At 71.1% G+C, this 11,412-nt stretch carries 7 protein-coding genes and 1 pseudogene; 5 read left to right on the top strand and 3 right to left on the bottom strand.

Annotated elements, in window-relative coordinates; translation table 11 throughout:
- The 3 genes and pseudogenes from ACIRD7_RS11045 to ACIRD7_RS11035 form a co-directional block, all read right to left on the bottom strand.
- Nucleotides 1-384 (bottom strand): annotated as a pseudogene (locus ACIRD7_RS11045) (hypothetical protein); the annotation flags it as partial.
- A gap of 165 nt (nucleotides 385-549) precedes the next feature.
- A complete protein-coding gene (locus ACIRD7_RS11040) occupies nucleotides 550-2,487 on the bottom strand; it encodes a glycogen debranching N-terminal domain-containing protein (protein ID WP_403452286.1) in 1,938 nt (645 codons plus the stop codon).
- Nucleotides 2,484-3,881, bottom strand: a complete 1,398-nt coding sequence (locus ACIRD7_RS11035) for an MGH1-like glycoside hydrolase domain-containing protein (protein WP_403452284.1) — start codon at nucleotides 3,879-3,881, stop codon at nucleotides 2,484-2,486. The genes ACIRD7_RS11040 and ACIRD7_RS11035 overlap by 4 nt, the downstream gene beginning before the upstream one ends.
- A gap of 131 nt (nucleotides 3,882-4,012) precedes the next feature.
- On the opposite strand from ACIRD7_RS11035, the gene ACIRD7_RS11030 reads away from it, so the two are divergent.
- From ACIRD7_RS11030 to ACIRD7_RS11010, 5 genes are all read left to right on the top strand, one after another.
- Nucleotides 4,013-5,209, top strand: coding sequence for an ROK family protein (locus tag ACIRD7_RS11030; RefSeq protein WP_403452282.1), 1,197 nt, complete (start codon nucleotides 4,013-4,015; stop codon nucleotides 5,207-5,209).
- Nucleotides 5,210-5,616: 407 nt separating this feature from the next.
- Nucleotides 5,617-8,337, top strand: coding sequence for a pyruvate, phosphate dikinase (gene ppdK / locus ACIRD7_RS11025; protein ID WP_403452280.1), 2,721 nt, complete (start codon nucleotides 5,617-5,619; stop codon nucleotides 8,335-8,337).
- Nucleotides 8,338-8,661: 324 nt separating this feature from the next.
- On the top strand, nucleotides 8,662-9,456 hold the full coding sequence (locus ACIRD7_RS11020) for a hypothetical protein (RefSeq protein WP_403452279.1): 795 nt from the start codon (nucleotides 8,662-8,664) through the stop codon (nucleotides 9,454-9,456).
- 375 nt (nucleotides 9,457-9,831) lie between these two features.
- Nucleotides 9,832-11,166 carry a S8 family peptidase gene (locus tag ACIRD7_RS11015; RefSeq protein WP_403452277.1) on the top strand — a complete coding sequence of 445 codons (1,335 nt, stop codon included), beginning with the start codon at nucleotides 9,832-9,834 and terminating at the stop codon, nucleotides 11,164-11,166.
- Nucleotides 11,163-11,411 (top strand): hypothetical protein, encoded by a 249-nt coding sequence (locus tag ACIRD7_RS11010; RefSeq protein WP_403452275.1) that lies wholly within the window; start codon nucleotides 11,163-11,165, stop codon nucleotides 11,409-11,411. The genes ACIRD7_RS11015 and ACIRD7_RS11010 overlap by 4 nt, the downstream gene beginning before the upstream one ends.
- Nucleotide 11,412: the final 1 nt, after the last annotated feature.

Here is an 11,412-nt window from a genome sequence, read left to right as displayed (position 1 = left end):
TGGGGCGGGTTCTTCGTCGGCGGGTGCGGGTGTGTTCTCGGTTTCGGCTTCCTCGCCTGCATCGTTCGTGGCGGTTTCGTCGTCGGGTGCGGGTGGCTCCTGTGGGGCGGGTTCTTCGTCGGCGGGTGCGGGTGTGTTCTCGGTTTCGGCTTCCTCGCCTGCATCGTTCGTGGCGGTTTCGTCGTCGGGTGCGGGTGGCTCCTGTGGGGCGGGTTCGTCGTCGGTGGGTGCGGGTGGGGTCTCGGCCTCCGTTTCCCCGTCGGCACCACCAGTGGCGGGTTCCTCAACGGGTGCCGGTAGCCCCTTCAGGGCCTTCTCGCCGTCGGTGGGTGCCGGCTCGTCGTTCGGGCCGGGGAGTTGGCGTTGGCGCGTGAAGACAGGCACCCGGAGGTCCTTCCGTGCGAGGCCCCTGTTGGAGTGGTGTGGCGGGCCGCGCTGGGGAGGCTGGGGCCCGCCATCCCCTCGTACGGCCCTACCTGCACCTATGTTCAGGCCCCGCGCCCCAGCGCTCGGCAAACACCCGGCAAACGCCAGGCCAACTGGCCCCGGCTACGCCCCGCCCACCGCCGTGAGCAGCGCCAACGGTGCCGCCGCCGAGCGGGATTCGCGGACGCACGCGTGCGGGTACGGCACCGGCTCCGCGTGGGTGTCGCGGCCGTAGCCCGCCAGGACCTCCGGCAGCCGGTGGCCGGTCGCCGTCGCCGCGTCGACCAGGGCGTGGGCCACCGTGCGGGCCTCGTCGTGCAGGCCGTAGCGGGCCAGGCCCAGGGTGATCAGCGCGTTGTCGTGCGGCCAGACCGAACCGCGGTGGTAGGACAGCGGGTGGTAGGCGGGTTGGCCGGAGGCCAGGGTGCGGACTCCCCAGCCGGAGAAGAAGTCCGGCTCCAGCAGCCGGCGGCCCACCAGCTCGCCGTACTCCTTGTCCAGCAGGCCGGACCAGAGCAGATGCCCCGCGTCCGAGGCGAGCGCGTCGACCTGGCGGCCAGTGCCGTCCAGCGCCAGGGCGGGGAAGGAGTGCCCCGGCATCCAGAAGTCCCGCTGGAAGCGGTCCCGCAGGTCGGCCGCCGCCTGTTCGAGGAGGGCCGCGTACGTCTCGTCCTGCCACACCGTGCGGGCCAGCCACGCCGTGCGGCGCAGGGCGTCGTAGGCGTAGCCCTGCGCCCCCGCCGCCATCACCGGCCCGCTCGCCCGCGTCCCGTCGGCGAAGCAGACCGCGCCGGGGGAGTCCTTCCAGTTCTGGTTGGCGAGGCCGCCCTGGTCGGCGCGGTAGACCAGATAGCCGCGGGTGGTGAGCCCGCCGTGGTCCAGCATCCAGCCGATCGCCGCTCGGGCGTGGCTCTCCAGGCGGCGGGCGAGTGCGGTGTCGGCCGTCCGCTCCACGTACGCGCCGAGCAGGATCAGGAACAGCGGTGTCGCGTCCACCGAGCCGTAGTAGCGCCCGAACGGCACCTGCCCGAAGTGGGCCAGCTCGCCGTGCCGTACCTCGTGCACGATCTTGCCCGGCTGCGAGACCGCGTCGGCTCCCGTCTCCGTGGCCTGCGTCGCGGCCAGTGCGGGAAGCGTGGCGGCGGCCAGGCGAGGGCGGTAGGGGAGGGCGAAGAGGGAGGTGAGCAGGGCGTCGCGGCCCAGCAGGGTCAGGAACCAGGGGGCGCCCGCCGCGGGGACGCGCAGTTCCTCGCCGTCCGGGCCCGTCGCCGGGACCTGGAGCGCGGCCAGGTCGGCCAGACCCCGCGCACAGGCGGCGGCCAGCTCGGGCCAGCCCGTCGGGAAGGCCACGCCCTCCACGAACTCGCCCTCCAGGGACAGCAGGTGAGCGGACAGGGCCGCGGGGGAGCGGGGTACCCGCAACGCCCGCTTGTCGCCGTGCGGGCGGGCCATCACCCGGAGGGTCAGCTCCGCCGTGCCGTGCGGCTCGAGGTCGAGGGTCCAGACCATGCGCCGGGCGCCCGTCCCGGTCTCCTCCACCGCGTCCGGGGCCGGGTCGGCCGTCACCGTCGTCAGCGAGCGCCACTCGCCGCGCTGGTAGCCGAACTCCACGCCGTGGTCGAGGACCTGGCGGGTGCGGGTGGCACCGGTCTTGGCGTAGGTGCGGTGGTCCGAGCGCAGCTCGAACTGGTCGGTGAAGTCGGCGTCCGCGGTCACCGCGAGGCGGACCGTCGTCGGCACCGGGCGGTTGCTGGTGACGCGCAGGGACTCGACGAACGAGCCGTCCCCCACGGCCTGTTCGCGGAAGATCGTGCACGCCGGCGGTTCGTTGCGGCCGCCGCGCGGCACCAGCACACAGCGTGCCGTGTCCCCGTCGGCGACCGGACTCAGCGCCTCCGGCACCGCTCCGTCCACGGTGAGCTGCCAGCGGCTCAGGTGGCGTGCGTCACGGACGAACAGGCCCTCGGGGGAGCCGGCGGCCCGAACGCCGCTGATGTCCCCGCCGTCGCCCACGGCGGCGAAGGTTCCCCCGTACACGAGCAGATGATGACGGTCCGTCATCCCCGGTTCCCTCCCTTGGGGTCCATGAGTTCCTCGGTGTCGTGCAGCAGATCGAGCGCGAGCGCGGCCGTCCAGCCGAAGCCGGTGGCCCCGCAGGCCTCGCCGGTGTACGGATCCACGTACTCGGCGAAGCCGGAGCCGGCGGCCAGCTCCAGCACCGCCTCGCGTAGGGCGTCGGCGCGCTCCAGCTCGCCGTGCGTGCGCAGGCCGCGCTCCAGCAGCCAGTTGGTGTTGAACCAGGCCGGGCCCCGCCAGTAGCGGTGCGGGTCGAAGGCCTCGCCGAGGAGGTCGTAGGACGGGGCGAGGCGGGTCGTGGTGCCGAGGCCGAAGTGCGGGCCGTGGGCCGTGCGGACCAGGGCGGTGACCAGGTCGCGGGGGAGGGTGGGCAGGAGGAGGGGGATCAGGCCGGCGACGCTTCGTTCGGGGATCGGCTCGCCCGTCCGGACGTCGTGGCAGAAGAACATCTCCTTCGCCGGGTCCCACAGGCGCTCGATCAGCGCGGCCGTCAGGCGTTCGGCGCGGGCGTGCCGGGCCGTGCCCGTCGCGCCCAGCTCCCCGGCGATCGCCGCCAGCGCGTGCTCGGAGGCGATGAGCAGGGCGTTGAACGCCGGGTCCTCGACGGCGAAGTCCCCCGCTCCGTCGGCGTACCGCCCGTCCCGGTAGTCCGCCGCCAGCCGCACATAGCGGCCGTAGTCCAGATCGGTCGGCCGGTCCTCGGGGGCCCCGTGGTCGAGGTCGGCGCGGCGGAAGGAGCGGGCCGGGGCCGGGGTGACCCGGCTCAGGGGCGCGTCCCAGCAGGGGCTGTTGTCCATGCCCTGCTCCCAGGGGTGCACGACGGACGCGAGGCCGGCTCCGCCGAGGTCGCGCCGGTGCAGCAGATAGCGGTGCCAGGCGGCCAGCCGGGGGTACATCCGGGTGAGGAAGCCGCGCGCCCGGGACAGCCCGGGGTCGGCGCGGTGCACGAGCCAGGCCGCCAGCGCGTGCACCGGTGGCTGCACGATGCCGGAGGTCTGTACGGTGCGCGGGGCGCCTGCCGCCCGTCCCGCGGTGGAGGAGCGCCAGAAGTCGGGGCTCGGGAAGTAGGCGTCGAGCGGCACGAAGGGATTGAACACGATGTGCGGGACGCGCCCGTCACCCCATTGGGCGCCGAACAGCGTCTCCAGTTCGGTCTGGGCCCGTAACGGCGAGAGGTGCCGAAGGCCGATCGCGATGAACGCCGAGTCCCAGGACCACTGGTGCGGGTAGAGGCTGCGTGAGGGCACCGTGGAGCTGCCGGTCCAGTTGTCCTCCAGCACCCGAGCGGCGCCGAGGTGCCGGGTGCCGACCGCCGGGGGCGGATCGTATGCGATGTCACGGGCCGCTGGGCGGGCGGTGAGTTGAGCGGTGCGATCCACTTCGGGGCTCTCCGAAAGACGTCCGGCCGACCGGTGCGGTCCGTACCAGTCGGCGCCACAGTAGAGTTACGTCTATTTAACACGCAAAACCCAGCATGTAATGCAAGCTTGAGAAACACAAGGGGGTGTGCATGAGCGCACGGGGTCAGGCGAGTTCCGGAGAACTGCTCGAACTGGTGCGGAGCGGACGGGCCGTCACGCGCGGAGCACTCCAGCAGGCGACCGGACTCTCCCGTGCCACCGTCGGCCAGCGCCTCGACCGCCTCTTCCGGGCCGGCTGGCTGCGTGAGGGAGCCGGCGGTCCCGTGGACTCCCCGCTGGGCGGACGCCCCTCCATCACCCTGGAGTTCGACGACGCCCACGCCGTCGTCCTCGCCGCCGACCTGGACACCCGGCACGCGCGTGCCGCCGTACTGTCGCTGACCGGCGAGATCCTCGCCGAGCACAGCGGCACGCTGGTCGTCGAGGACGGGCCCGAGGCGGTCCTGGACGAACTGGGGCGCTGGTTCGCCGAGCTGCTGGAGAAGGCCGGGCGGCCGGCCGCGGAGGTGTGCGGCATCGGGCTCGCGGTGCCGGGACCGGTGGACAGCGAGAGCGGCCGGGTCGTCCAGCCGCCGATCATGCCCGGCTGGGACGGCTTCGACATACGAGGACGGCTGGCCAGGGCCTTCACCGAGCGGACGGGAGCCGTGCCGGTGCCGGTCCTCGTCGACAACGACGCCAACCTCATGGCGTACGGCGAACAGCGCACGGGATATCCGAAGTGCTCGGCGTTCGTGCTGGTCAAGGTGTCGACCGGGATCGGCGCCGGAGTGGTGGTGGACGGCTCGCTCTACCGCGGCATCGACGGCGGCGCGGGCGATCTCGGGCACATCCGGGTGGGCGCCGAGGCGCGGTGCCGGTGCGGTTCGTACGGCTGTCTGGCCGCCGTCGCCAGTGGCGGTGCCGTGGCCCGGCGGCTGGCCGAGGACGGCGTGCCGGCGGCCTCGGGCTCAGATGTGCGGGACCTGCTGGCGGCCGGGCATCCGGGGGCGGCCGCGCTGGCACGCGAGGCCGGGCGGCAGGTCGGGGACGTGCTGGCGACCGTCGTGACGCTCCTCAACCCCGGGGTGCTGATGATCGCCGGAGATCTGGCCGGAACACCCTTCCTCACCGGTGTGCGGGAACTGCTGTACCAGCGGGCGCTGCCGCGCTCCACCGCTCATCTGGAGGTGGTGACCTCGCGGCTGGGGGAGCGGGCCGGGCTGATCGGGGCCGGGGCGCTGGTCGTGGAGCACCTGTACGCGCCCGATCGAGTGGAGGAACGGCTGGTCACGCTGGGTGTGTGACAAGCGTGTTTCCGTCCCGTTCGCACGTCCGCATGGTGAAATCTCGTCTGCTGTGGCAGCGTGATTCTCGCCACCCTTGATAAGGGTTGCGCTCAGATGAGCGGATCTTGAGCGGCTGCACTTCTCCAAGGGGTGGCACTCCGTGCCACCCCTTGATCGTTCATCGATCGAAATCAGACGTGCGGTAAGGCTGCTCATCTGAGCGAAAAAGCGCCCCTGTGGGCACCCTTGCGTTCAAGAAGTGAAAACATCCGCGTCTCAGCGCTTGCCAACCTTTGACTTTCGATCCTCTGGCGGACGAGTGGTTACAGGCGCATGACGCATGAGTGGACGTACCCAGACGCCTTCGATCTGGGTATGTTCCTGGCCGTCAGGGCAGCCACCGCGTCCTCGAGGGAGTCGAGACCGTGTCGGAAAACAAAGATCCCCACGTAGCGAAGTTCGTCTACGACTTCACCGAGGGAAACAAAGACCTCAAGGACCTGCTGGGCGGCAAGGGCGCCAACCTCGCCGAGATGACCAACCTGGGGCTTCCCGTTCCCCCCGGCTTCACGATCACGACAGAAGCCTGCAAGGTCTACCTCGAAAGCGGCGAGGAGCCCGCGGCACTGCGTGACGAGGTGAGTGCGCACCTCGACGCCCTCGAGACCCGCATGGGCAAGAAGCTCGGCCAGCCCGACAACCCTCTGCTCGTCTCCGTCCGCTCCGGCGCGAAGTTCTCGATGCCCGGCATGATGGACACGGTCCTGAACATCGGACTCTCCGACAAGTCCGTGAAGGGCCTCGCCGAGCAGGCGGGCGACGAGCGGTTCGCGTGGGACTCCTACCGCCGCCTCATCCAGATGTTCGGCAAGACCGTCCTCGGCGTCGACGGCGACCTCTTCGAGGAGGCCCTCGACAAGGCCAAGGAGGCCAAGAAGGTCACGGTCGACACCGACCTGGAGGCCGCGGACCTCAAGAAGCTGGTCACCTCCTTCAAGAAGATCGTCAAGAAGGAGGCCGGCCGGGACTTCCCGCAGGACCCGCGCGAGCAGATGGACCTCGCCATCGAGGCGGTCTTCAACTCGTGGAACACCGACCGCGCCAAGCTGTACCGCCGCCAGGAGCGCATCCCCGGCGACCTCGGCACGGCCGTCAACGTCTGTTCGATGGTCTTCGGCAACCTCGGCCCGGACTCCGGCACCGGCGTCGCCTTCACCCGTGACCCCGCCTCCGGCCACCAGGGCGTCTACGGCGACTACCTCCAGAACGCCCAGGGCGAGGACGTCGTCGCGGGCATCCGCAACACCGTGCCGCTCGCGGAGCTGGAGCAGATCGACAAGAAGTCGTACGACCAGCTGATGCAGATCATGGAGACGCTGGAGAACCACTACAAGGACCTCTGCGACATCGAGTTCACGATCGAGCGCGGTCAGCTGTGGATGCTCCAGACCCGCGTCGGCAAGCGCACGGCGGGCGCGGCCTTCCGCATCGCCACGCAGCTCGTGGACCAGGGCCTGATCGACGAGGCGGAGGCGCTCCAGCGCGTCAACGGCGCCCAGCTCGCCCAGCTGATGTTCCCGAAGTTCGACGACGACGCGAAGGTCGAGCAGGTCGGCCGGGGCATCGCGGCGTCGCCGGGTGCGGCGGTCGGCAAGGCGGTCTTCGACTCGTACACCGCGGTGAAGTGGTCGCGCTCGGGCGAGAAGGTCATCCTGGTCCGCCGCGAGACCAACCCCGACGACCTGGACGGCATGATCGCGGCCGAGGGCATCCTGACCTCCCGCGGCGGCAAGACCTCCCACGCGGCCGTGGTCGCGCGCGGCATGGGCAAGACCTGTGTCTGCGGCGCGGAGGAGCTCGAGGTCGACACCAAGCGCCGCCGGATGACGGTCCCGGGCGGACACGTAGTCGAGGAGGGCGACGTCATCTCCATCGACGGCTCGTCCGGCAAGGTCTACCTGGGCGAGGTCCCGGTGGTCCCCTCTCCCGTCGTGGAGTACTTCGAGGGCCGGATGCACGCGGGTGCGCAGGACGCCGACGAGCTGGTGGAGGCGGTCCACCGCATCATGGCCTTCGCGGACCGCAAGCGCCGGCTGCGGGTGCGCGCCAACGCCGACAACGCCGAGGACGCGCTGCGCGCCCGTCGCTTCGGCGCGCAGGGCATCGGCCTGTGCCGCACGGAGCACATGTTCCTCGGTGAGCGCCGCGAGATGGTCGAGAAGCTGATCCTCGCCGACACCGAGGCGGAGCGCGAGGCGGCCCTCTCGGAGCTGCTCCCGCTCCAGAAGAAGGACTTCGTCGAGCTGTTCTCGGCGATGGACGGCCTCCCCGTGACGGTCCGTCTCCTCGACCCGCCGCTGCACGAGTTCCTCCCCGACATCACGGAGCTCTCGGTCCGCGTGGCCCTGGCGGAGTCCCGCCAGGAGCCCCACGAGAACGAGCTGCGCCTCCTCCAGGCCGTCCACCGCCTGCACGAGCAGAACCCGATGCTGGGTCTGCGCGGCGTGCGCCTGGGCCTGGTCATCCCCGGCCTGTTCACCATGCAGGTCCGCGCGATCGCGGAAGCGGCCGCCGAGCGCAAGAACGCCAAGGGCGACCCGCGCGCCGAGATCATGATCCCGCTCGTCGGCACCGTCCAGGAGCTGGAGATCGTCCGCGAGGAGGCCGACCAGGTCATCGCGGAGGTCGAAGCCGCTACGGGCGTTCGCCTGAAGCTGTCGATCGGCACGATGATCGAACTCCCGCGTGCCGCGCTGACGGCCGGCCAGATCGCGGAGGCGGCGGAGTTCTTCAGCTTCGGCACGAACGACCTCACCCAGACGGTGTGGGGCTTCAGCCGGGACGACGTGGAGGCCTCGTTCTTCACGGCCTACCTGGAGAAGGGCATCTTCGGCGTCTCCCCGTTCGAGACGATCGACAAGGACGGCGTCGGCTCCCTGGTCGCCGCGGCGGCGAAGGCGGGCCGCGAGACCCGCCCCGACCTGAAGCTCGGCGTCTGCGGCGAGCACGGCGGCGACCCGGAGTCGGTGCACTTCTTCCACGAGGTCGGCCTCGACTACGTCTCCTGCTCGCCGTTCCGCATCCCGGTGGCACGCCTGGAGGCGGGCCGCGCGGCGTCCCAGTCGGTGGGCAGCGACCACCGCTAGGCCGTAGGGCCTCGCGTCAGGCCCACGGCGACCAAAACTCCGGAGTCGTCGCCCGTCCCCGACCCTCAAGACCGATGGGCGGCGACTCCGGTGCACCAAAGAGGGCGGCATCCTGTGCGGGGGTGCCGCCCTCTCCTGCGTCCCCTCGAATTCAGCCCGTCCGCAGGGCAGTTGGCCGGGGACCCCTGATCCCGCCAACCCTGGGCGACGGCAGGGTTAAGAGCTGGATAGGGCCGATCAAGGTGCGCAACCCCCCGCATACCCCCCTGGTCTGACGCGGATGAAGTAACCACTCGATTCACAGACGTGGGGGGAAACCACACCATGCGCAGACGCACCACCACCACCGCCGTCACCGCCGCTGCCGCCGCCTTCAGTGCCGTCCTGGCCGTGGCCGCCTTCGCCGTGCCGGCCTCCGGGGCCGATCAGGACGCGGATACGGCGTTCTGGAACATCGATGTCAACCACGACCGTGACTACACCGTCGGCGTCGAGGCCACGCGGAAGAGGGTGTTCTCGGTCTCCGCGACGGTCAGCGACCCGTCCGGCGTCCAGAGCGTGTCGTACGAGCTCTGGCACGGAGCGGACCGGGCGAACGCCGACGGGGTCATGGTCGGGTCCAGTCACTGCGTGAAGATCAACGAGATGACCTCTGTCTGCTCGGCCCTCGTGACCGCCGACCCGAACACCAACCTCCGCAGCAACGCCCTCGCGGGTGTCTGGACCATCACCCCCGTGGCCACCGACGGAGCCGGCAACGTCACCCGCGGGGACGGCGCCTACTTCGCCCGCATCAAGCGCCAGACCTACATGTCCCAGACCGTCGCCACCCCGCAGCCGGTGAAGAAGGGCAAGGACCTCACGGTCAAGGCCCGGATGACCGTCGCCAGTTGGGAGACGCGCAAGAACGCGCCCCTCATCGGGCACCAGGTGCTGCTCCAGTACCGCAAGGGCACCAGCGGTCCCTTCGTCACGCTGAAGAAGGTCAAGACCGACCGCAACGGCTGGGCCTCGGCCACCGTGAAGGCGACGGCGGACGGCGCGTACCGCTACGACTTCGCGGCCACGAGCCTCACCGTGGGCACGACCGGCTCCGCCGACTACGTCGATGTGAAGTGAGCGGGGAAGTGAGCAGGGACTAGAGAAGACGACTGAGGGAGGCTTCGCCCGCCGCGATCTGTGTCGCGGCGGGCGGTCGCTTTCACGGCCGGCGGGCCGGCCCGGCGGCCCGCCCCCCGGCCGTCACCAGGGGTGATGTGTTGCGGGGCGCGGTGTGCGGTGCGACCGTGTTCGAGGGGGTCGTGCCGAGGGCCCGGCAAGGGACGCCCTTGCGAGCGACGGCACTTTGCGTCGAGCACGTTTCGCGTTGATCTGGACCGGACCCGGACCGGCCTGGACCGGACTCGGATCTCATTCCACCTTCCCGGCCAACCGCCGCTCCGTGCCTCGACGTGCGTCCGACCAAGGGGGAGCACACAGAAAGCGGGAAATTCAATGGCGAACGGACCCATGGACAGGCGCGCCTTCGGCGGGCAGCCCGACCGGCCCAACGGCCACGCTACCGGCCAGGGTGCTGACTACACCGGGCGGTACGTGGTCCTGCTCGACCAGGGCAACCAGGAGAGCGGGCTGAACGCGCTGCGTTCCTCCGCAGGCATAGCGAACGTCGAACGCGTCCGCGGATCCGAAATCCAGAACGTCTCCGAACTGCTGGAGAACCCGGACGTCTCGGTGCAGTTCGAGGAACTCGGCGCCGCCGTGGTCGAGGTGCGGCCCGAGCAGCGCCACGCGCTGGTGACCACGGCCGAGGCCGAGCCGACGATCATCGCGGCGGAGCCGGAACGCAGGGTGTACGCCATGCCGATCACCGCCCCGACGCAGGCGCCGACCGAGTTCTTCCCGGCGTACCGCAGCGACGAGGACGTCGTCGTACGGCACTCCAGGGCCGAGATGGCGGCCGCGCAGGGCCCCGCCTGGGACGAGCAGGCCTGGACGTGGGGACTGCAGGCCATCCGGGCCAACCTGTCCCATCTGACCGGACGCGGTGCGAAGATCGCCGTCCTCGACACCGGTGTGGACACCGACCACCCCGACCTGGTCGGCTGTCTCGAGGAGACGATGTCCTTCGTGCTCGGCGAGTCCGTGGAGGACGGCAACGGCCATGGCACGCACTGCATCGGCACCGTCGCCGGCCCGGCCCACCCCCAGCAGGGACCCCGCTACGGCGTGGCGTGCGACGCGCGGATCCTCGCCGGGAAGGTGCTCAGCAACGCGGGCAGCGGCACCGACGGCCAGATCCTCGCGGGCATGGCCTGGGCGGTCTCCCGTGGTGCGCGGGTGATCTCCATGTCGCTGGGCGGGTTCGTCCGACCGGGGGAGCTCTTCCCGCAGACCTACGAGATCCTGGCCAAGCGCGCACTGGAACAGGGGACGGTGATCGTCGCCGCCGCCGGCAACGACAGCCGCAGGCCCCCGCGCATCGAACCCGTCAGCCGGCCCGCCAACTGCCCCTCCATCCTCGCGGTGGCGGCGCTCGACAAGTCCGTCACGCCGTCGTTCTTCTCCAACGGCGGCATCAACGGCCAGGGCGGCGAGGTCAACATCGCCGCGCCGGGCAGAGATGTGCGCTCGGCCGCCCCCGGGGGCGGCTACCAGAGCCTGAGCGGCACCAGCATGGCCACACCGCATGTCGCGGGAGTCCTCGCGCTGCTGGTCGAGGCGAACCCCGCCATCTCCGCGCCCGACCTCATGGCCGCCATGAAGTCCGGCGCGTTCCCGCTGATGCAGCCCCTCAGGGACGTCGGCGCGGGCCTGCTGCAGGCCCCGTGACCGAGCCGTCCCGGTCCGGGCCGGTCGGGGTCGTCCTCGCGGTCGACCCCGACCGGTTCGCGGAGGTCGTCGAGGCCCTGCGACGGGAGGGCCTGACGGTCACGGGCGAGCAGCCCATCCTCGGCACGCTCTCCGGCACCGTCGCGGAGGACCGGATCCCCGCTCTGGAGGCGGTGGACGGCGTCGATTCCGTCGACCTGGAGCTCACCTACCGTCTCCCGCCCCCTGACGCTCCGCACCAGTGAG

This window comes from Streptomyces sp. NPDC093568, assembly GCF_044764945.1.
Classification (GTDB): Bacteria; Actinomycetota; Actinomycetes; order Streptomycetales; family Streptomycetaceae; genus Streptomyces.
Note: the sequence above shows the minus strand (reverse complement) of the source record. Positions and strands in the feature narration are given on the sequence as shown.